Genomic DNA, 19,359 nt, shown 5'->3' with positions numbered 1-19,359 from the left:
ATCCGTACGTACGGTGCAATGGGAGGGGCGAAATTTATTTTCCCTCTACCCTATTATTGAATCAGACATGGATAAATCAGTCAGTAATAGTTAAAGCTGACTGAAAAGTTCAAAGAATACGGACAGGGAAGACTTTGATTATGATGAAAATCACGGGCTGCGGAAAGAATGATTTTTCATAGACATAATCATTGCGTATAATTAAGACAAAAGACTTAATATGAGAGAAGGGGAGGAAGGAATGAACACACCGGAATTGGAGACAGAACGTCTGCGGTTAAGGAAATTCACAGAACAGGATATTTCCGCAATCTATGCCATTTTCAGCGACAAAGAAGTCAATACATACCTGCCGTGGTATCCGCTGACCAGCGTTGCTGAAGCGAAGACTTTTTACGAGGAGAACTTTGTTTCGGTTTATGCAAAGCCGCAGGGCTATGCTTATGCGATTTGTCTGAAAAGCGACGGAATTCCGATTGGTTATATCCATGTAAGCACGGGCGAGAGCCATGATCTGGGATATGGTTTACGCCGCGAATTCTGGCATCGCGGAATTGCCGCAGAAGCAGCCCGGGCGGTGATTCATCAGGTGCAAGAAGACGGTTTTCCCTACGTCACGGCCACGCATGACGTAAATAATCCGCGCAGCGGCCATGTCATGCAGGCAGTTGGGATGCGTTATCAATATTCTTATGAAGAAATGTGGCAGCCAAAGAACTTTCTGGTTACATTCAGAATGTATCAGCTCAATTTAGATGGAAACGATGGCCGGGTATACCGTAAATATTGGGACAGCTATGACAACCACTTTGTTGAAACTTTGTAATACTTCCGTTATTTATTCAATCTTCGTAAACAGGAATTGACGGGAATGAAGGAATATAGTATATTCTAATTAGAACATGTCTATATAGATACAATTCGGAAAGGAAGGGCCCGAGGGGAAAGCAGCCATTCATCTCGTTGGACCCCAGGTAAAAGATGAAACTGTTAATCTCAGATTTAGACGGAACGTTGTACCCACGAAAAGAATCTCCCAATCCCAACCAGCTTCAAGACAACCTGAATGCGGTCAGACGCTGGGTGGAACATGGCAATAAATTTGCGGTTGCGACAGCCCGGGGGCTGCATCATTATCCGGTCATTGCGGAGAAATTGGGCTTTGATTTTAATTTTATCGGCGGCAATGGCGCGGCGGTACGGCTGGAAACCGGCGAGACGATAATCAAGCAGCTGCCCTGCAGCGTGTACCTTGATCTGTGCCGCTATGTCCTTGAGAATGATCTGAATATCAGTGTTGCGACCGGCTATCATGACTGCTGGCTGTGGTCCGGCAACGACCGTTACCCGCGCGGAGTTCCGGCCTATGATTCCCTGTGGGATTCGATTGTGGTCGCGAAGCTGGATGAAATCAACCCAGAGGACGGCGTCGAACGAATTCAGATCTTTGTACCGCCGCATCAGCGCGACGCGTTCAAAGAGACGCTGAGCCGGCGGAATTATCCGGGGATCATAACGACCAGCGACTGCGATATGATCGACATCGGTCCGCTGAACAGTTCAAAAGGCATCTCCATCATGGAACTATGCGCAAAGTTTGGAGTGGACCGCGATCAGTTGATCGTCGTCGGCGATTCTGAAAACGATATTCCGATGTTTCAAACGACCCGGCACAGCTATTGCATCGACATGGCCGAGCCGCAGGTCATAGCCAGCGCAGCGCACAGCGCCGCTTCGGTTCAGGCGGTTATTGAACAATGGCTGGATAGAGAATCGGCGTGAGGATATGCTGATTATCCCTGTTTTGGAGTTGTAGAAAACATCGCATGCGGGTTGAGGACAAGACCGCTGAGAGGAGAAAAAACATGAGGGAATGGGAGGCCCTGTTTCATTTCAAAAAACCGGATCCGGCGCGGCTGCTTGCCTTCGGGTTCCGCGAGTCCGGTAATCAGTTTTTATGGGAAACGCCGATCAACGAAGGTCAGTTCCTGCTTCGCGTCGTTGTGGATAAGGGGCAGCCTGACTATTCATTGACAGATCCGGCTACCGGAGAAGAATATACGCTGATTAAATCTGAAGCCGCGCAGGGTCATTTCGTAACGGTGCTGCGCGAATTGTGCCGGCAGGAACTTGCCCGTATTGCCGCCGCCTGCTTTATCACCGACACGTTTCAGGCGGAACAAGCCCGGCGGATCGTCGGCTATCTCCGCGAACGTTATGATGTGCAGCCGGAATACCTTTGGGAAGCTTCGCCCCATTCCGCAGCTTTGCGCCATAAGAAAACCTTGAAATGGTTTGGCGTGCTGATGACGATTGAAAGCCGCAAGCTGGATCCGCAGCGCGAGGGATGGATCGAAATTCTTGTCGTAAAAGCACAGCCGGCTATGATTGCGGAAGAAGTCGGTAAGCCAGGCCAGTACCGGGCTTTTCACATGAATAAAAAGCACTGGATCACACTGACGCTGGACGGTGTCCTGACAGACGCCGCGATCCAGAACTGGATTGATAAGAGTTTTGCGATGACATAAGAAAGCGAAAGCGTGAGCGTGTAGCCGGAGGCGGGATCTTCGCCGCGAATCCGGGATCACTCAGGCTTAGACGTTTCAGCTGCTTCATCCTGGCCTTCACTGCCCGCAAAGGAGGACTGTTTATGACAAAGGCTTTATCTGAAATGTCGTTAGAAGAATTGTGGCATCTCTTTCCAATCGAATTGGTCCCGCCCCGTCAGGAATGGCCGCAATTCTATGCAGAGGAATCTTCATTCCTGAAAAGTCAGCTGCCTGAAAATCAGCTGATCCGCATGGAACATATCGGCAGTACGGCCATAGGAACAATTTGGGCGAAACCGATTGTGGATATTCTGGTGGAAACGACGGAAGAGGCGAATTGGGAAGACATGCAAGCACGGCTTCTCGATGCGGGATATTTATGCATGAGTCAGTCGGAGTTGCGAATGTCCTTCAATAAAGGCTATACGCCGCAGGGCTTTGCGGAGCGTGTCTTTCATCTCCATCTGCGCCGGCCGGGCGATCATGACGAGCTGTTTTTCCGGGATTACCTGATTGATCATCCAAAAGCCGCTTTGGCATATCAACAGCTGAAGCTGTGGCTGGCAAAATTGTATCGCTTTGATCGTGACGGCTACACCGCGGCTAAAACGGAAATGATTCGGGAGTATACGCAGAAAGGAAAAGCGGAAAAATACCGCGAGAATGATTTTTGAGTTCATTAAGAACAGGAGAATAGAAATGATAAGAAATCCAGAACAGACGATTGGAAAACTGGCGGATCATGTCAGCGATGTCGTTTGCAGCTTCATCGACGATCAGGGATATCCTGAAACCTGGACGCTGCCGCAAGCCTGCCGGCGTGAGGGAATTTGCGGCTTCTGGTTTGAAGTGGAAGCGGCGGCGTTTTCTTTTCCGGGAATTGATCAACGGCCAGCCAGCCTTTACTTTATGGATCAGCGGTTTTACCGCGGCGTTTGTTTGAAGGGGTGGCTGACAATCATCGGCGTTCAGGAAGACCCGTTGCCAAAAAGGACGGAAGCATCCCGGGAAAAGCGGGAACCCGAGGAATCAGGGAAGATCAGAATTCTATTTACCGCCAAAAGCGGAAGGTATTACAGCCATTTCCAATCGTCCGACTTCATCGTTCAGTAAAGTCTGAAATCGGGAAGTAAGACGGAAAATGCTGGCGCAGGGTTCAGGACTGCGGCGTGCCGATCTTCGAAGCGCCTTTCATTGAAAGTGAAGAAATATCGGGATTTCCTGTCGATCATGTTTTTCTTCGTTGTAAAAAAGGGTCAGGCTCCCCGATGTCAGACAGCGGAAATCTTGTGGAAGGAATAATGCAAGATCTTTGGCCCGCGAAGAAAAAAAGATCCGAAAGATTTCGGATCATAGAGGACGGAAGCACCGATATTCCGTCTTTTTTTGCGTAAAGGATCTTATCGCGGCAGCGTTGCGACCGGCGCTAACAAAACCTTCCCTGTGCCGCGATACACGTTGACCAGTCCTTCGCCGGAAGCGGCAGAACCGATCAGGGACTTGCTGGAACGCTCCACGGTAAATTGCAGCGAATTGCTCCAGGCGATCGCAAAGTTGCCGTCAACCTTCAGCACGTCGTCTTTCAATGTGATTTCCACCAGTTCTTCTTTCGGGCAATCGGATTCAATGCAGAAGACGCCGGACCCGTTCAAGCTCAAATTAAACAAACCTTCGCCGCCCGCTACCGCGGAGGAGAAATTCGAGCGCATGACTGCTTTGTGCTGCAATCGGGAGTCGCAGGCTAAGAATAAACCATCGTCAAGAACGACGGAGCCGTTCCAATCTGCGGCATCCATCAAGATTAAATGTTTGTAAGTCGGCTCCAGCACCAAGGTGCCGCTGCCGGTGTATTCCGGCTTGATCGCCGATTCGCCGGTTGCCTTGCCGCGGATCGCTTTGCCTAACAGATCGCCGACTCCTTTGACGCCGGTCGTTGCCTTCACATCGCCGACCATCCACTGCATCGCGCCGGCCTGGACGGTGATATCGGCCTGCGCCAGATCGCAAAGTACCTGCCGTTTGCGAACATTCATCTCATTGCAATAATAAGCGGTCATGGCAGAGCCGGGCGTAACGCTGAGATCGCGCAGATATTCGATGACGGTAAATGGGCCGAGCTGATCAAGCGTCCGGACGTCGTCGTTATCCTGAAAATTCTTTATCTGATACATGGGATTCCTCTTCTTTCTTTTTTCAATTATACCATGCGCGAAGTGGAGCCAGGCCGGACTTTTGTTAATTTCAGGTTAAGTTTTAGGGTTTCTGGTTTGGGATCCAGAAGAGGCTGACATGGAAATTTTTGTGTGAATTAACGAATTTACGAATCAATGTCCGCATTCCCTGTTTTTTGATTTATAATGAATAGGACTGTGAAATCAGAGAGGACTAGAAAATGGCGATCAAAGCAATCATGTGCGACGTGGATGGAACGTTGCTGAACAGCCAGGGAGTCGTTTCTCCCTATACCATCGAACAAATTAAAAAAATAAAAGCGCAGGGCGTTCTGTTTGGTCTGGCGACGGGCCGGGATGTGCATAGTGTTAAAAATCAACTGGAGCGTTGGGGCATTAACGGACTCGTCGATGCGATTGTCGGTACGGGCGGCGCGGAAATCGCTGACTTTCTGTTGAATGTGGAAAAAAGCAGTTTTCCTTTGGACGGTGACGTTATCCGTCAGGTCATCCAACATTATCAGGATCTGGATGTGAACTTTGCGATTCCCTGGCAGGGGGAATTGTTTGCGCCCAAGGATGACCGGTTCATCCAGCGGCTTTCCCGGGTAGATCATATTCCCTACCATGTGGTCGATTATGATGAATTTCTGAATCAACCCCGGCCGAAGGTCATGATTGTCTGTGATCCGGAAATGATGGAAACGGTCGTTGCCCGCAGTCATACGTTTACCGTTCCGAAAACCAAATCGGCCGGCCTGATCACGGCCAGCGTTTTGTTCGAATACATGGATCCGCGGGTATCGAAAACGCAGGGCTTGAAAGAAGTCATGGCGCTGCATGGTTTCACCATGGAGGAGCTTTGCACCTTCGGCGATGCGGATAACGATTACGACATGACGATCCATGCCGGAATGGGCGTGGTCATGGCCAACGGCAGCGAGAAAACAAAAAGTGCCGCGGATTTTATCACGGCGGATCACGATCACGACGGCGTCGGGAAGTTTATCGCCCAGCATCTGTTGGCAGAAAAAAATAGCTAAACGCAAAAACAACGGGATTCAAATCCCGTTTATTTTTTTATTGCTTTAATAGACGGAAATCTTCTTGTAAGTCTGCATAAAAGTTTATGATACCATGAGAAGATGGCTTAAAATCATGGTTTTCCGCATAGTTCCATTTATTACTTTATATCTCCGATTAAGTCAGTTTTGTAAAGTTGAGCACCATTTTAGCACCACAAAATAAGGCAAGAAATAAAAACACAGGACGGTATTATCATGCCCACGAAGGCGATTCAGGATACCCTTGTTCATGCCGCTATGCTATGCATTAGAGGTTCATCAGGTCTTGCCAATACAGCTTTTACAATGGATAGAGTGTGGGGGTTATACCTCAAAGGTCCATTAACCTTCGTCACATTTCTAAAAATCATTTGTTTCCGTCTATGAAAGAAAGAGAGATTTTTGCTTGTTGGAAATATCCCAAACTGGAATTCACCAGCGTTTCATATTTTTTTCAAATTTGGTCGTATATGCCTCTTTGAGTTCTTCATCACTGATTCCATAACAAAGAAGGACATCGTTGTAATACATAAGAACATCCGCCATTTCCTCAATCAGATGTCTTCGTAACGCATGATCTTCAAGTGCCTTGACGTCTCCATTTTTCTTAATAATATCTACGACCTCGCCTATTTCGCCGATCATCCACAACAATTTGTGTTTTCCCGCTTCAGGGCCAATCGTTTCCCACTTATCTTTATATTTTTCCTGCAATGTCTGCTGCATGAAGAGCATATCCTTAATGCTGAAATCGCTCATAAATTGCCTCCACAAATTTTGCTTTGTCGTTTTGTACGTTTCTATTATAGCACCTACATATAGGGTTTTCTATTTGCGATTTTCAAGGATCACTTTGAAGGCAGCTGCCGTGAATTCTCTGATTCCTGAAAAATCAGAGTCAAGGCCCAGACCTCGTCCTGATCGGAAAAGTGATCCGGTTTGAAAAATTGTTCCAGATTTACTGCGCCCTTATTTTCATGGGTGGAAATCTGTTGAACCAGTATGGGGAATTCCCGGCCTTTCGTCCATGACGTTTCTTCACTCAGAACCGCCGTTGATAAGACCGCTTGTTCCGGCATTGAAAAATCGGGATTTTCCACGCGCAGTTCGTCTTTCACACAGACATTATCGCATTGCATAATCAACGTATAGCCCTTCGGCAGTCCGTCGGTATATACGGCGATGCGGCCGCGGAGGCCGGATAAGCTTTGATCGCCGGTCCATTGGGCTTCCCATTGTCCCTGATTCAGCGTATAGACCGTATAATGCAGCGATTGAACGGAGCTGTCCGTTGTAAACTGGAAAATCAGGGGATCTGACGAATAGCCAAATTGTTTGGCAATCGCGGCGTCTTCCTGATTGAAAGCAGCGGCTTTCAGGCTGAGTTCTGATTTTGAACCGGCGGTCTGTTGGCAGCTGCTCAGCAGACTGAGCAGAAGTCCGGCAAGACAAATTATTCTCGTACTTGGTTTCATCCTTTTTTCCTCCTTTTATAACGCTTCAGCAAAATGGCTGATCTCTTGGATCGAAACTATATGAACTCGGTTTTTTCGCCCTTTGGATGAATCGGATCATTGAATCGTTGCGTCGTTTTGCTTCTGACTGAATTAAAGCATTTTCCTTACGCTTTTGCAATGAGATTCCAATGGTCAACAGCCTGAAGGAACACCGGATGAATTCCCTAAAAGCGTGGTATAATGAAACAAAGCACGAGGATTGAGGAACAAGAAATGAACAATGAAGAGCGAAGGGAACAATTTGAACGGTTGAAAGTTCAGCTTCAGAACTGCCGGGAATGCCGGCAACAGATCAAGGATGAACCGCGCCCGGTATTTCAGGGAAATCTCGATTCCAAAATATTTCAGATCAGTCAGGCACCGTCCCGGCGCGTAATGGAAACCGGACTGCCGTTTAATGACGCCAGCGGCAAAAAGCTGAAACAGGAGTGGTATCAGATTACGGATGCGGAATTTTATGATCCCGCGCTGTTTTATATTGCTTCGATCGCCCGGTGTTATCCCGGTAAAGCCAAAGGCAGCGGCGATCTTCGACCGCCGAAGCAATGTGCCGAGCTGTATCTGCGGCGGGAACTGGAACTGGTGCAGCCGCAGCGCATCATTTTGATCGGCAGCTATGCCGCACAGTGGTTGTATCCTGAACTCGCGCTGGAAGAATTAATCTTCCATACACAGAGCTTCCGGGGGATTCCTGTTTTTACGCTGCCCCACCCTTCTCCATTAAACCGCAAATGGCTGAAGGATCATCCTGACTTTGAGCAGCGGCGGATGCCGGAAATCCGCGCTCAAATTCACGCCGTGATTCGTAAAAGAGGTTGATGACAATGATTTCCCGCTTGATGAAAGTCTGTCCCATTCTGATCGCAGTAATTTTGAGCGTCAGTATTCTCCTGCATCTTGCAGAAAAACGCTGCGTGTTTAAATCGGAAGTACCTTGAGATCCGGAATTTTCGATCGAACTGCCAGCGGGCTGGAGCTGTGTGTGCGATGCGAATATCCACACCCCGCTGATCAGTGAAATTCCACCGAATTATGGCCTGACACTCAGCGATCCTTCCGGTCAGAATGCGCTCAGGGTGATTTATCAATATGGCGTACCCGCATGGACTTTCCCACTGATGGATTCTGAAGATCAGCTCGTTGTCTCAAGGCAGGGTGACCGCGGCCGGCTGGCGGTGCTGAAGGAAGGCAGAAGCGTCAGACTGCAGTTGTTGTTCTTTGAAGGTCAAGCCCGGTATTATACCGTAACAGGATCGTTTGACCGGGACTTTTACGATCAGAACGAAGCACTGATCCGCCGGGTGGTCACTTCCGTTTCTCTGCGCTGAGCTTGACAGCGGTCTGGCATGGGTACAAATCTGCGGATTGGGGTTGGTTTCAATCTATCTGGAGCTCCATTTCAATCGAACAAGTGACAAACAGCGAGAAGAAATCCGACAGGCCAGCCGTGCCGCGGTCGATTCTGGCATTATGCGATAACGCTTTGTTAAAGTCAGCGGCGGGGAAATTCAGACTGTCAGCGGATATCAGATCTTTGATCCAGCCCCTCAGAAACAGAGATAGCGAAAAAAGAATCCCCCCCCCCGCAAAGCAAGCGTTTGCCGCAGAAGCGTGTTTTCGGCGTCTTCCAAGAAAAGAGAATCCGATTTTTCTACTTCAAATTCAGATTGTGACGAAGCCGACGACGGCATCGTTTGAGTTTTCCATCTTGTAATCATCCCAAGCCTGATTGATGAACAAACGGAGTACAATGGAACCTGACAGACAAACCGGGCGGCTTGAGCCCGAAAAGGAGAAACATGAATAGCACACAAATTGAAAACTGCCGGAAATTCTATGCCATCGCGCAATCCAAATTGGCCGGCGACACCAGCGGACACAGTCTCGATCATATTCTGCGCGTGGTCAACAACGCGGTCTTGATCACCCGCAGCGAAGCGCCCTGCGATCTCTATCTGATCGTCGCCGCAGCGCTGCTTCACGACGTCATCGACGATAAGCTGACGGCGGATCCTCAAAAGGAACATCAGCTTTTGGAAGACCGTCTGGCGGAAATTGATCCGTCGATTCAAAGACCGGTATTCACGATACTTGATCATTTGTCTTTTTCCAAGAATCTGAGCGAAAAGCAGATCTTATCCAAAGAAGGGCAAATCGTCCAGGATGCGGACCGGCTGGATGCGATCGGCGCGATTGGAATTGCCCGGACCTTCTATTATGGCGGCCATGTCGGCAATCCGATGTACGACCCTAAACTGCCGCCGCGCACTCAGATGGACGCTGCCGCTTACCGCAGCGAGCGGAGCACGGTGATCAACCATTTCTATGAAAAACTGCTGCTTCTGGAATCAATGATGAACACGGAAACAGGCCGGCGTCTGGCTCGAAAACGCACGGCGTTTATGGAACAGTACCTCCAGGAATTCTTTGACGAATGGAACAGTCAGGCATAAGCCGCAGTTTGGTAAAGAAACAGATAAACACAGGGCAAAGAGAGGAAAAGGTCGGAACGGTTTCCGGCCTTGATTCTGGTAATTACGCTTCGATTGGAAAAGCAAAATTCATTTCAGGCTGGCGGAAGGACAAGAAAGGCGAAGGGGCAAAAGCCGAGAATCAGCCAATCTTAAAGCCCATGCTGAAAAACAAAAAAAGCACGGTGAAGAAACGAAAGAACATGCACGTTGAAGAAACGAAAGAAAAGACAAGACCCCAGCTCGCTGAAGCCTTGTCTTATTGTTGATGGGACGCCGCTTTATCTTGATACATCGCGTTGTCTGCCCGCCGATAGATGTCCTCGACAGAATGATCGCCGATCTCATAAACAGCCCAGCCGACCGATAAGCCGGTCTCTACGGGCCAGTCGGGCCGGCGTTTTTTATATAGCGCCCGCAGCTGCGTGCAGAGATCGCTCAAGTCTTTTCGTCCGGAGGTGTCCAAAATCAAAGCCGCGAACTCATCTCCTCCAGTCCGATACAGCACCGCCTGGGGTTTGAGACACTCCTGCAGGATTGCAGCGGCTTTCTGGATATACAAATCCCCCTGAATATGCCCCAGCTCATCGTTAACCTGTTTTAAATGATCCAGATCCGCCACAAGAATACCCATTTTTTTAAACTGATGAGAAGCGTTGAGATTGCCGATATCCACTTCAAAAGCATTGCGGTTGCGCATTTGCGTCAGCTGATCCGTTATCGCCAGATCTTTATAATGTGGATTGGAAATGCGGCGGAAAACAAAGAAGGCGATCACTGTGGTCAGGCCGCAGGCAAAGATTAACGTGAGGGGAATAAAGTTTCGCAGCTGATGATAAATTTCAGCCTGTCTCCCGGCGTCAAATTCGACGCCGACCACACCGATGACCGCATCATCCTGATAGACGGGCGAATAGGCGATGAATATTTTCCCCCAGTCCGTCGCCTTGATGGTATTCGGCAGGATCTCCGTGCCGGCCAGCGCTGTCCGCAGATCCTGTTGAATCTCCGGTTCAATCAGATCGCCGGGATAGCGGAAATCCTCGCTTTCCGGCTCCAGACCATCTAATAAGTAGATCAGGGTATCGTTTTCCGTAACGGTCGCCGTGTATAAATAACGCACTCCCGTCGCGCTGCGGATATCGCGCAGCAGCTGGGCGGTCTGTTGGTAAAGCGGAGAGGTCATATCGCCCCGGTCATGAATTTCCGTGAAGGTGAGCGGATCCAGCGACGTGTTGGCAAAGCTGACGATGGCATGAACCCGCTCTTTTAATTCTGAAATCATTCCGGCATACGTATACGTGTAACATAAAATAAAAACGACGGAAGAAGACAAAAAAACAACAGCTGCCGTAAGCAGGGAAACCTGAAGATCGACGCGTCTTTTCCATCGCTGCATAAACTCACCTTCAATATGTAAGTTTATTATAACAGAGAACTGAAGACAGGTTGTTAATAATTTTAACAAGATGAGAAAAGAAGGGGAAACTTCGGCTGGTTTTCAGATTTTTCCTGAATGTTTGCGGTTTAACGCGGTCTGCGCCCATTGGCGGCGGACTCGGGAATCGGGAATGTGCAGTTTTTCCCGGTATTTGACGACTGTTCGCCGGCTGATCGGGCAGCCCAGCGTTTTCAGCCGGTCGCTCAGCTGTTGATCGCTCAGCGGCGTGTCGGGCGTTTCTTCGTCAATTAAGTGTTTCAGCTGCCGCAGCACCTGATCCTGGCTTAATTCGTCCTGAATCTTGGCGGAGAAAAAGATGGAGAACGGGTAAAGCTGACCGTTAAATTCCAGACCTTTGCCAGCCAGCGAGCGGGAAACCGTTGAAGGATGCAGCCCCAGCTGACTGGCGATCTGATGGCGGGTCAGGGGCATTAAAGGCCGTCCCTCCATAAAGAATCCTTTCTGGTTCAGACAGATTGCTTCAGTGATCGCCGCCAATGTCTGGTTGCGTTTTTGAATTGCCAGAAGCAGGTTTTTGGCAGCTGTCGTTTTTTGTTTCAAATATTCCTGAACCGATGGATCGTCGATCGGCAGCGGATTGAAAATCAGCTCGCTGAAGCTGTGAGTCAAAGTGATTTTAAACTGTCCGTCTTCGATTTCCACCGCCACCTCGCAAGCCAGCGAAGCGGCCGCGGCGCCCTGACTGCGGCCGGGTTTGGGATCACAGCTGCGGATTGCGGCAATCGCTTCGTTTAGCTGATCCGCCGTGCAATGCAGCGTCTTGCATAAGGCCGCCGTACTGCCCCGGGCCAGTGCTTCCAACTGCCCGGTCAGCCGCCGGGCCAGTTCATTTTCCGGATGCAATTCCATAAGCTGAAGCAGCAGGCATTCGCGCAGATCCTGAGCGAACACCCCGGTGGGCTTCAAGGTTTTCAATAAAGACAAAATCCGGTTCAGCCTTGGTTCGCCGATCTTCAACAAACCGCACAGCTCATCTGTCTTTTCGCGCAGATAACCGTCCTCGTCCAGCAAGCCGATCAACGTTTCGGCGATTGCCTGATCCGCCGGTTCCAACAAAACTGCCGCCTGGTGCCGCAGCTGTTGTTTCAGGGAAACCTCGGCCGCGACAAACTGCCCGGCTTTCTCATAGAGATCGCCGCTCTTAACCGGCCGTTGATCACTCCATTCCAGCAGCGGATTGCTCAGCATCTGCTCGTCCAGGTAGGCCGCCAGCGCGTCGGAGCTCATGTGCAGGATGTTCAAAGATTCCAGCATCGCCGGTTTCAACCGGTGCTGAGGCTGGATCTTCGGCGTTAAGGCAAACGTACTTTTCATGCGGTCTCCCTCCTTTTTTCTTATTGTAGCACAACCGGGACTTGGTGACAGCGCTCTCAAAATTAATTCGCGTTTGATTGACAAAGTCGAATTCCGAACCTATTCTTAAATTGTAATCTTTTTTCAACGAATTATTCCAAGGGGAGAACAGAAGGAGGGGTAATTATGGAAAGTCCGGCAAAGAAAAAAATTCTGGACGCGCTGGCGGAAGCAACCCGCTGTTTCGCCTGGAACGATCTGTCCGGCTTAAGCGCTCAGGGGCTGGCGGAGCGTTTCAGCGTGAGCCGCAATCTTGTTTCGCAATATCTTAACGAAGCCCATGGCGAGGGGACGGTTATTAAAATCAACACGCGTCCGGTCTACTTTTTAAGCAAAGCCGCGCTGTGCGAGCGGACGAAGGCGGAAGATCTGGAACCGGCCTACGATTCGGTGGAGGAGCTTATGCGGGATGTAACGGCGCGGAAGGAAAAGATCGTGTCTTTCCGCAAGCTGGTCGGGCATCAGGAAAGTCTGAAGCAATGCGTCGAGCAATGCAAGGCGGCGATCACCTATCCCGGCATCGGCCTGCCGATTCTCCTGTAGGGACAGACCGGCACAGGCAAAAGCTATATCGCGCAGCTGACCTACGAATACAGCGTGGAAAAAGGAATTCTGGACAAGAAGGGCAGCTTCGTCACCGTCAACTGCGCCGAATACGCTAACAATCCGGAGCTGTTCCTGACGAATTTGTTCGGCTATAAGAAAGGCTCTTACACCGGTGCGGAAAAGGACAAGGCCGGGTTACTGGCGCTGGCCGACGGGGGCGTGCTGTTTCTCGATGAGATTCATGCCTTGAAACCGGAATGTCAGGAGAAGATCTTTCTGTTTATGGACAAAGGGATCTATCACATGGTCGGCGATAACGAAACGTGGTATTCCGCAAAGGTGCGGCTGATCTTCGCAACGACGGAGGACCCGCAGAAGGTGCTGCTGAAAACACTGCTGCGGCGGATTCCGATTCTCGTTCAGGTGCCTTCGCTCGTCGACCGCTCCCTGCAGGAAAAGCGCGAGCTGGTGCATGAGATCGTGACTCAGGAAAGCGGGAAGATCGCCCGGCAGGTCGTGTTCAGTGAACTGGCCTACCAGACGCTGGTCAATCATGCCTATCCCGGCAACGTCGGAGAATTGGTCAATACGATCCGCGCCAGCGTCGCCAAAGCTTATCTGCGCGATCCGGCTGCCGATCCGGTTGAGCTGCATCTGTACGATCTGCCCAGCTTCCTGCTTCAAAGCGGAACCGCCAACGGCGAGCTGATGGAATATGACGACGGCAAGATGATCGACACCCGCCAGATGATGAAGCAGAAGTATTTTGAAACAATGCTTTATACCTTCAATAAGGGGCTGATCGAACAATACCGGAACAATCTGCCGATGCCGGAGTTTATTGAAAAAGCCTATATCCTGCTGGAAGGCTACACGGATTATTTATTCTTCAACAATCCCGCGGGCAAGACGCCCAAGGACGATCTGACGGCCAGCCTGGTTGAGAATATCTATCAGATCACGGCGCAGAAATACAATCTGGAAAAGCTGAGCAATTCCGAGGTCGTGACGATGTCGCGCTTCATTCTCGATTTTGCCAGCCACAATGTTTCCTGCCTGCCGCTGGACAAGAAATACCACAGGGAAATTCAGGATTGTATCGCGGCGATTCAGCGCCTGTTTCCGATCAATGCCACGGCGATCCGCAACGTCGCCCGGCTGATTCAGGACAGTCTGAACATCAAGCTGGAAGGGATCGGATATCTTGATCTGTTGATCTACATGATGTATTTTAACCGCGAGATGGAAACCTCGCAGATTCCGGTGCTGATCATCGCGCACGGTTTCAACATTGCCAGCAGTATCGCCGAGGTCGCCAACCAGCTGCTTCGCCGCAAGATCTTCGACGCCATCGACATGCCGATCGAATGCGGCGTGGACGTGATCATCCGCAAGGTGTCCGACTATCTGAAACACCTGGAAGGGTGCAAGGAAGTGCTGTTGATGGTGGATATGGGATCGCTGGAGGAAATCTACAAGTACACGGAGAATTTAAAGAATGTCGATATCGGCATCATTAACAACGTCACGACCAAGCTGGCGCTGGATATCGGATGTATGATCATGGAGGGGGAAGGAATTGAAACGATTCTGGAGGAAGCGGCCAACCGCAACCAGCACCGTTACCTGATCGTGCGCAACCGCCAGAAGGCCAACGCCATCCTGTCAATCTGCCAGAGCGGCTTCGGCACGGCGGAGAAGATCAAGAAGCTGCTGGAAAAGAGTCTGCCATCAGGGCAGAACATCCCGGTGCTTTCCTACGAATATGACAGTATCGAGACGATGGGCTCTCAGGCTCCGGTGTTTGACAAATACAACATTCTGTTCGTTGTCGGCACGATGGATCCGAAGATCAAGGGCGTGGAATTTATCTCGCTGGAAGAGCTGATCGAACAGAAGAACATCGAGAAGATCTCCGAGCTGCTTAACGAATTCATGAGCCCGGACGAGATCCAGCAGTTTAACGACAACCTGCTGCGCAACTTCCCGATGGAAAATCTGTTGAACTATCTGACCATTCTCAACCCGGAAATCATTCTCGGCAACGTCGAAACGATCATCCGGTCGATTGAAGCGCAGCTGGGTCTGCGGATTACGAGCAACGTCAAGGTCGGTCTGTACCTGCATATCAGCTGTCTGATCGAACGGCTGATCATCAACAAGACCGTCGCCCCATACGACAAATTGGACGAGCTGCAGCGGGAGCATCAGGACTTCATCGACGTCATCCGCAAGAGCTTCGCCGAGGTGGAACGGATTTACAATGTGTCGATTCCGCTGTCGGAAATTGGCTATTTGTATGAATACATTGCGCTGGGCAGTGTCGAGAAAGAGGAAAATAGTGTCGAAGATGAAACGGGTTACTTTGAATAAAAGCATGAATCACACTGTACAAAAGCTGAAATTTCAGAAAGAATTCCGGAATTTCAGCTTTTTTTCTTCCAAAAAATAGAAATTACGCAAAAAAACTCGAATTGGCATACTAATTGCTTATATTTGAGCGTAAGTAGAGAAGGGAGGACAGCCCGTGAGAAAGATAATTCTGGCTTCTCATGGATCCATGGCCGAAGGGGTGCTCAGCGCCGCCAAAATGATCATGGGTGATTGCGAAGAAATTCAGGCTCTGGGATTGGATCGTTACGAATCCCCGGCCGAGATCGCCCGCCGGATCGAACGGCAGGTCGCAGCCGAGCCGGATTGCGACTTCATGATCTTCTGCGATATTCATGGCGGCAGCGTGCATAATCAGCTGACGGAACTGTGCCGGTATCCGAATGTGTATCTGGTCGGCGGCATGACGTTGTCGATGATCCTGGAATGCCATCTGAACGTTCAGGACATTTCCACGATGGAATTGTTGGAAAACGCCGTGCAGTCGGCCAAGGACACGATCACCGTGTTGTCGCACAAGCAGGCGGTGGAACAAATTGAAAAGGGAATGGAGGATGATGTTTTATGGTAGAGCTGTGCAGAGTGGATGACCGGATGCTTCACGGACAGGTCGCGGTGACCTGGGTGAATCAGGTCGCGCCGGATGCGATTCTCATCGCCAACGACGAGGCGGCGACTAACGAGATGAGCAAGCTGGCGTTCAAGATGGCCAAACCGGCCGGCGTGAAGCTGGCGATCAAAACGGTGAAGGATGCAGCGGTGCTGCTGAATGATCCGCGCACGAAGAAAACCCGGATTTTCCTGATTGTCAGAACGGTTCAGGATGCGTTGGAACTGGTAAAGGCAACAGGAGGGCAGATAAAAAGTGTCAACATCGGAGGAGTCAAGAAAAAGGAGGGTAGCAGACAGGTGGCGGCCAACGTCCATATGAACGATGACGATTTAACGACACTGAGAGAGTTAAATTCTCTGGTTTATGTTGAATTGCGAATGGTTCCCAGTGAATCAAAAACAGATGTCAGTAAATTAATTTAGAGGAGGAAACAATTATGACACAAGCTTTGTTAGTAGGATTGGCAGTCATTTTCTGCGACTTCGTAGAAACATGGTTCTCCTATCCTATGACAACCAGACCGTTGATTGTAGGTACAGTCATCGGTATCGTATTAGGGGATATTACAACGGGTATCGTAGTTGGCGCCAGCCTGGAATTAGTGTTCATGGGCGTTATGGCGATCGGCGGCACAGTTCCGCCGGATGCCGTAGCAGGGACCGCCGTCGGTACGGCTTACGCGATTATTTTAGGTCAGGGTGTGGAAACCGCTTTTGCGTTGGCAATTCCGGCTTCGATGCTTTGCCAGATGATGTTCGTTCCATTTACAGCGTTGCGTTCACTGTGGAGCCCGGCAATAGACAAATGGGTGGAAAAAGGCGATTATAAGACATTAGAAAGAATTATGCCGCTTGTTTCGTTAACCACATTCATTCCGCGTGGCATCGTCTGTGCATGTGCGATCGCTTTGGGATCGACCGCTGTCGAAGGATTCATCGCTGTGCTGCCAACTGTTTTATTAGATGGTATGGGCGTCGCGGCAGGCATGCTGGGTGCAGTCGGATTTGCATTATTGTTAAAGATGATGTGGACCAAAAAGCTGGCAGTTTATTTCTTCGTCGGTTTTATTCTCTCGTCCTATCTGGGTTTGCCGTTAATGGCAGTCGCCATTTTAGGTATTCTGTACGTTATTATTCTCTTTGTTGAACAAAATCACAACGGTAAGTCAGCCAGTGCCGCCGCGGATGAAGAGGAGGAATTATTCAATGATTAAGGAAAAATTCAATTTAACAGAAGAAGAAAATAAAATGTGTCGGCAGATCGCGATGCGGTCCTGCACGATGAGCGCTCCATACTGCTGGGAAAAAATGCAGGCGCTGGCGTTCTTATACACGATGATCCCGGTTATCAACAAATATTATCCGGAAAAAGAAGACCGGATTGAAGGTTACAAACGGCATTGGGAACTGTTCAACACGACCCCAAGCGTTTCCGGCTTTATCACTGGTTTAGCTGCTTCGATGGAAAAACAGGGGGCGGAAGATCCAAACTTTGATAAATCCTCGATCTCTGCGGTTAAGTCTTCCCTGATGGGACCGTTCGCGGGCATTGGCGATTCCATTTTCCAGAGTACATTGCGTGTTATTGCAATGGGCATTGGCTTAAGCTTTGCGGTCAACGGCAGTATTTTAGGACCGATTATCTTCTTGTTGGTTTATAACATTCCTGCGACGTTTGTTCGTTATATCGGCCCGTTCGTAGGCTACAGCTTAGGCGCGAAATTCATGAGCGACGCTGCGGAAAACGGCATCATGGGTACGATTACGAAAGCTGCCAGCACTGTCGGTCTGATGACGGTTGGCGCGATGACGGCGACGATGGTTTCCTGCAACATCGGTTTCGTCTTTGAAATGAATGGAGCGGAACAGTCGATCCAGGCGATGCTGGACACAATTTTCCCGAATCTGCTTCCGCTGTTACTGACCTTGTTCTGCTTTAAATTATTGAAGAATAAAGTCAACCCGACAGTTTTGATCTTCGGTTTGATGATCTTCGCAATTCTGGGTACCTGGATTGGTATTTTCTAAGCGAAGTCTGTAAAACAACCGGATTTCAAGCTACAATGAAAGAAAGAAGAATAACGATCAGGCAGGGAGTCCTCTGCCTGATCGGATTCTATTCCATTTGAAGGAGGAAAAGAAATGGTGACATTACTGGATTGCATCTATCGTGTACCGTCGGTGATTGAAGGGATCGTCGCACGCCGGGAAGAAACATTTGCGCCGCTGTTGGACGCAGTAAAGGATCGGCTGGGCGAGCTGAACGAAATCATGTTTATCGGTTCCGGCACAAGCAACACCTGTTCGCTGACATCGTACCGTTTTGTTGAAAAAGCAAGCAAGCTGTCAACGTGCACGATGATTCCCAACGAATTCCTGGCAAAAACGGTTTATAACCCGAAGGCGTTGTATGTCTTCGTTTCCCAGTCCGGCACCTCGACGCTGACGCAGCAGGCATTGAAAAAAGTCAAAGCGCTGGGCTGTCTGACGGCGGCGATTACGGAAGCGCCGACGACTCCGCTGGCAAAAGAAGCGGATGTGCATATCGACATGGGCTGCGGCTACGAAGAATACGGCATGCGCACGATTGGTTACTGCGCGAGCATCCTGACGGAAATGTTGATGGGCGTGGCTCTGGGACAGGCGCGCGGCGTTGTCAGCGAGACGGAAGCGGCGGCCTATATGGAAGACGCGCTGGCGGTGACGAAGGACCACAAGGAAATCTGCGACCGGACACTGGCCTGGTTTGATCACAACAAGGAAGCGTTGATGGACGTCGATGCCTTTGTTCTGTATGGCCCGGGCAGTCTGTATGGCGTTGCGATGGAAGGCGCGCTGAAAATTCTCGAGATTGCCAAGCGCTTCATGTGCGTCGGTTATGAAATGGACGACGGTCTGCATGGACCGACGATGGGCTTCACGAAACGGCATGCGGTCATTGTGTTGAACGACGGCGGCAAGGATAACCATCTGGCAATGGGCATTGCGAAATACATGAAAAACGATGTCGGCCACGCGTATGTGATCGGCGCCAATCCGATCGACGCGGACGATTTGGGCTTCACGCCGGCCTCGAAGGACTTCGCATGTCTGGAATACGCGCCGGTTGTGGAGATCCTCGCTTACCGGCTGGCTGTGGATTACGGCATTGAATTGAAGGACATTAAAACGCAGGATCCGCTCCCGGAGATGAAATACTTCAATACGCACGATGAATAAGCAG

22 protein-coding genes and 1 pseudogene are annotated in these 19,359 nt (G+C 50.0%); 18 read left to right on the top strand and 5 right to left on the bottom strand.

Annotation, left to right across the window (positions count from 1 at the left end; genetic code table 11):
* Positions 1-241: 241 nt before the first annotated feature.
* From I2G61_RS05335 to I2G61_RS05315, 5 genes are all read left to right on the top strand, one after another.
* A complete protein-coding gene (locus I2G61_RS05335) occupies positions 242-826 on the top strand; it encodes a GNAT family N-acetyltransferase (RefSeq protein WP_072683893.1) in 585 nt (194 codons plus the stop codon).
* A 155-nt stretch (positions 827-981) separates the two neighbouring features.
* Entirely contained in the window at positions 982-1,782 is an 801-nt protein-coding gene (locus I2G61_RS05330; protein ID WP_072683892.1) for an HAD-IIB family hydrolase, read from the top strand.
* A gap of 83 nt (positions 1,783-1,865) precedes the next feature.
* Entirely contained in the window at positions 1,866-2,528 is a 663-nt protein-coding gene (locus I2G61_RS05325; RefSeq protein ID WP_072683891.1) for an MmcQ/YjbR family DNA-binding protein, read from the top strand.
* A 122-nt stretch (positions 2,529-2,650) separates the two neighbouring features.
* Complete coding sequence (locus I2G61_RS05320) at positions 2,651-3,223, top strand: GrpB family protein (RefSeq protein ID WP_072683890.1); 573 nt, start codon at positions 2,651-2,653, stop codon at positions 3,221-3,223.
* 25 nt (positions 3,224-3,248) lie between these two features.
* Positions 3,249-3,662 (top strand): hypothetical protein, encoded by a 414-nt coding sequence (locus tag I2G61_RS05315; protein WP_072683889.1) that lies wholly within the window; start codon positions 3,249-3,251, stop codon positions 3,660-3,662.
* A gap of 287 nt (positions 3,663-3,949) precedes the next feature.
* Here I2G61_RS05315 and I2G61_RS05310 read toward each other — a convergent pair whose 3' ends face one another.
* Positions 3,950-4,720, bottom strand: a complete 771-nt coding sequence (locus tag I2G61_RS05310) for an AIM24 family protein (protein ID WP_072683888.1) — start codon at positions 4,718-4,720, stop codon at positions 3,950-3,952.
* 221 nt (positions 4,721-4,941) lie between these two features.
* Here I2G61_RS05310 and I2G61_RS05305 point away from each other — a divergent pair, with 221 nt between their 5' ends.
* Positions 4,942-5,763: an HAD family hydrolase gene (locus I2G61_RS05305; protein ID WP_072683887.1), complete on the top strand. Its 822-nt coding sequence runs from the start codon at positions 4,942-4,944 to the stop codon at positions 5,761-5,763.
* A 453-nt stretch (positions 5,764-6,216) separates the two neighbouring features.
* Here I2G61_RS05305 and I2G61_RS05300 read toward each other — a convergent pair whose 3' ends face one another.
* Together I2G61_RS05300 and I2G61_RS05295 are read right to left on the bottom strand one after the other, a co-directional pair.
* Positions 6,217-6,543 carry a MazG nucleotide pyrophosphohydrolase domain-containing protein gene (locus tag I2G61_RS05300; RefSeq protein WP_072683886.1) on the bottom strand — a complete coding sequence of 109 codons (327 nt, stop codon included), beginning with the start codon at positions 6,541-6,543 and terminating at the stop codon, positions 6,217-6,219.
* Positions 6,544-6,632: 89 nt separating this feature from the next.
* Positions 6,633-7,259: a hypothetical protein gene (locus tag I2G61_RS05295; RefSeq protein WP_072683885.1), complete on the bottom strand. Its 627-nt coding sequence runs from the start codon at positions 7,257-7,259 to the stop codon at positions 6,633-6,635.
* Between the two features lie 255 nt (positions 7,260-7,514).
* Between I2G61_RS05295 and I2G61_RS05290 the strand changes: the two genes are divergently transcribed.
* The 4 genes from I2G61_RS05290 to I2G61_RS05275 all read left to right on the top strand — a co-directional run bounded on the left by I2G61_RS05290 (position 7,515) and on the right by I2G61_RS05275 (position 10,041).
* Positions 7,515-8,120, top strand: a complete 606-nt coding sequence (locus tag I2G61_RS05290; protein ID WP_072683884.1) for a uracil-DNA glycosylase family protein — start codon at positions 7,515-7,517, stop codon at positions 8,118-8,120.
* A 161-nt stretch (positions 8,121-8,281) separates the two neighbouring features.
* Positions 8,282-8,629, top strand: coding sequence for a hypothetical protein (locus tag I2G61_RS05285; RefSeq protein ID WP_072683883.1), 348 nt, complete (start codon positions 8,282-8,284; stop codon positions 8,627-8,629).
* Positions 8,630-9,100: 471 nt separating this feature from the next.
* Positions 9,101-9,754, top strand: coding sequence for an HD domain-containing protein (locus I2G61_RS05280; RefSeq protein ID WP_072683881.1), 654 nt, complete (start codon positions 9,101-9,103; stop codon positions 9,752-9,754).
* Positions 9,736-10,041, top strand: coding sequence for a hypothetical protein (locus tag I2G61_RS05275; protein ID WP_072683880.1), 306 nt, complete (start codon positions 9,736-9,738; stop codon positions 10,039-10,041). The genes I2G61_RS05280 and I2G61_RS05275 overlap by 19 nt, the downstream gene beginning before the upstream one ends.
* Here I2G61_RS05275 and I2G61_RS05270 read toward each other — a convergent pair.
* Both I2G61_RS05270 and rpoN read right to left on the bottom strand, forming a co-directional pair.
* Complete coding sequence (locus I2G61_RS05270; protein WP_072683879.1) at positions 10,032-11,171, bottom strand: GGDEF domain-containing protein; 1,140 nt, start codon at positions 11,169-11,171, stop codon at positions 10,032-10,034. The two genes, I2G61_RS05275 and I2G61_RS05270, sit on opposite strands and share 10 nt — an antisense overlap.
* Before the next feature lie 102 nt (positions 11,172-11,273).
* The gene (rpoN, locus tag I2G61_RS05265; protein WP_072683878.1) at positions 11,274-12,548 is read right to left on the bottom strand and encodes an RNA polymerase factor sigma-54; all 1,275 of its coding nucleotides are present in this window, start codon (positions 12,546-12,548) and stop codon (positions 11,274-11,276) included.
* A 165-nt stretch (positions 12,549-12,713) separates the two neighbouring features.
* Between rpoN and I2G61_RS05260 the strand changes: the two genes are divergently transcribed.
* From I2G61_RS05260 to I2G61_RS05230, 8 genes and pseudogenes are all read left to right on the top strand, one after another.
* Positions 12,714-13,130 (top strand): hypothetical protein, encoded by a 417-nt coding sequence (locus I2G61_RS05260; protein ID WP_139248576.1) that lies wholly within the window; start codon positions 12,714-12,716, stop codon positions 13,128-13,130.
* A 12-nt stretch (positions 13,131-13,142) separates the two neighbouring features.
* Positions 13,143-13,550, top strand: a pseudogene (locus I2G61_RS16640) (sigma 54-interacting transcriptional regulator); the annotation flags it as partial.
* Positions 13,551-13,841: 291 nt separating this feature from the next.
* Positions 13,842-15,506, top strand: coding sequence for a PRD domain-containing protein (locus tag I2G61_RS16635; protein ID WP_369802547.1), 1,665 nt, complete (start codon positions 13,842-13,844; stop codon positions 15,504-15,506).
* Between the two features lie 154 nt (positions 15,507-15,660).
* Positions 15,661-16,095, top strand: coding sequence for a PTS sugar transporter subunit IIA (locus I2G61_RS05250; protein ID WP_072683876.1), 435 nt, complete (start codon positions 15,661-15,663; stop codon positions 16,093-16,095).
* Positions 16,089-16,559, top strand: a complete 471-nt coding sequence (locus I2G61_RS05245) for a PTS sugar transporter subunit IIB (protein ID WP_195548016.1) — start codon at positions 16,089-16,091, stop codon at positions 16,557-16,559. Before I2G61_RS05250 ends, I2G61_RS05245 begins: the two co-directional genes overlap by 7 nt.
* 14 nt (positions 16,560-16,573) lie before the next feature.
* Positions 16,574-17,350 carry a PTS sugar transporter subunit IIC gene (locus I2G61_RS05240; protein ID WP_083538461.1) on the top strand — a complete coding sequence of 259 codons (777 nt, stop codon included), beginning with the start codon at positions 16,574-16,576 and terminating at the stop codon, positions 17,348-17,350.
* Positions 17,343-18,164, top strand: a complete 822-nt coding sequence (locus I2G61_RS05235) for a PTS system mannose/fructose/sorbose family transporter subunit IID (RefSeq protein ID WP_072683873.1) — start codon at positions 17,343-17,345, stop codon at positions 18,162-18,164. The genes I2G61_RS05240 and I2G61_RS05235 overlap by 8 nt, the downstream gene beginning before the upstream one ends.
* 114 nt (positions 18,165-18,278) lie before the next feature.
* Positions 18,279-19,355: an SIS domain-containing protein gene (locus tag I2G61_RS05230; protein WP_195396199.1), complete on the top strand. Its 1,077-nt coding sequence runs from the start codon at positions 18,279-18,281 to the stop codon at positions 19,353-19,355.
* Positions 19,356-19,359 lie beyond the last annotated feature (4 nt).

This window comes from Holdemania sp. 1001095H_141210_F2 (assembly GCF_015558105.1).
In the GTDB taxonomy this organism is placed as follows: domain Bacteria; phylum Bacillota_I; class Bacilli_A; order Erysipelotrichales; family Erysipelotrichaceae; genus Holdemania.
The sequence above is the reverse complement of the archived record's forward strand: the minus strand, read 5'-3'. Positions and strand labels throughout refer to the sequence as shown.

Coding starts and splice junctions, on each gene's coding strand:
- I2G61_RS05305 (WP_072683887.1), top strand. CDS start 4,942: ATGGCGATCAAAGCAATCATGTGCGACGTGGATGGAACGTTGCTGAAC.
- I2G61_RS05325 (WP_072683891.1), top strand. CDS start 1,866: ATGAGGGAATGGGAGGCCCTGTTTCATTTCAAAAAACCGGATCCGGCG.
- I2G61_RS05270 (WP_072683879.1), bottom strand. CDS start 11,171: ATGCAGCGATGGAAAAGACGCGTCGATCTTCAGGTTTCCCTGCTTACG.
- I2G61_RS05315 (WP_072683889.1), top strand. CDS start 3,249: ATGATAAGAAATCCAGAACAGACGATTGGAAAACTGGCGGATCATGTC.
- I2G61_RS05230 (WP_195396199.1), top strand. CDS start 18,279: ATGGTGACATTACTGGATTGCATCTATCGTGTACCGTCGGTGATTGAA.
- I2G61_RS05320 (WP_072683890.1), top strand. CDS start 2,651: ATGACAAAGGCTTTATCTGAAATGTCGTTAGAAGAATTGTGGCATCTC.
- I2G61_RS05310 (WP_072683888.1), bottom strand. CDS start 4,720: ATGTATCAGATAAAGAATTTTCAGGATAACGACGACGTCCGGACGCTT.
- I2G61_RS05240 (WP_083538461.1), top strand. CDS start 16,574: ATGACACAAGCTTTGTTAGTAGGATTGGCAGTCATTTTCTGCGACTTC.
- I2G61_RS05280 (WP_072683881.1), top strand. CDS start 9,101: ATGAATAGCACACAAATTGAAAACTGCCGGAAATTCTATGCCATCGCG.
- I2G61_RS05245 (WP_195548016.1), top strand. CDS start 16,089: ATGGTAGAGCTGTGCAGAGTGGATGACCGGATGCTTCACGGACAGGTC.
- I2G61_RS05300 (WP_072683886.1), bottom strand. CDS start 6,543: ATGAGCGATTTCAGCATTAAGGATATGCTCTTCATGCAGCAGACATTG.
- I2G61_RS05295 (WP_072683885.1), bottom strand. CDS start 7,259: ATGAAACCAAGTACGAGAATAATTTGTCTTGCCGGACTTCTGCTCAGT.
- I2G61_RS05275 (WP_072683880.1), top strand. CDS start 9,736: ATGGAACAGTCAGGCATAAGCCGCAGTTTGGTAAAGAAACAGATAAAC.
- I2G61_RS05235 (WP_072683873.1), top strand. CDS start 17,343: ATGATTAAGGAAAAATTCAATTTAACAGAAGAAGAAAATAAAATGTGT.
- I2G61_RS05330 (WP_072683892.1), top strand. CDS start 982: ATGAAACTGTTAATCTCAGATTTAGACGGAACGTTGTACCCACGAAAA.
- I2G61_RS05335 (WP_072683893.1), top strand. CDS start 242: ATGAACACACCGGAATTGGAGACAGAACGTCTGCGGTTAAGGAAATTC.
- I2G61_RS05290 (WP_072683884.1), top strand. CDS start 7,515: ATGAACAATGAAGAGCGAAGGGAACAATTTGAACGGTTGAAAGTTCAG.
- I2G61_RS16635 (WP_369802547.1), top strand. CDS start 13,842: ATGGAATATGACGACGGCAAGATGATCGACACCCGCCAGATGATGAAG.
- rpoN (WP_072683878.1), bottom strand. CDS start 12,548: ATGAAAAGTACGTTTGCCTTAACGCCGAAGATCCAGCCTCAGCACCGG.
- I2G61_RS05260 (WP_139248576.1), top strand. CDS start 12,714: ATGGAAAGTCCGGCAAAGAAAAAAATTCTGGACGCGCTGGCGGAAGCA.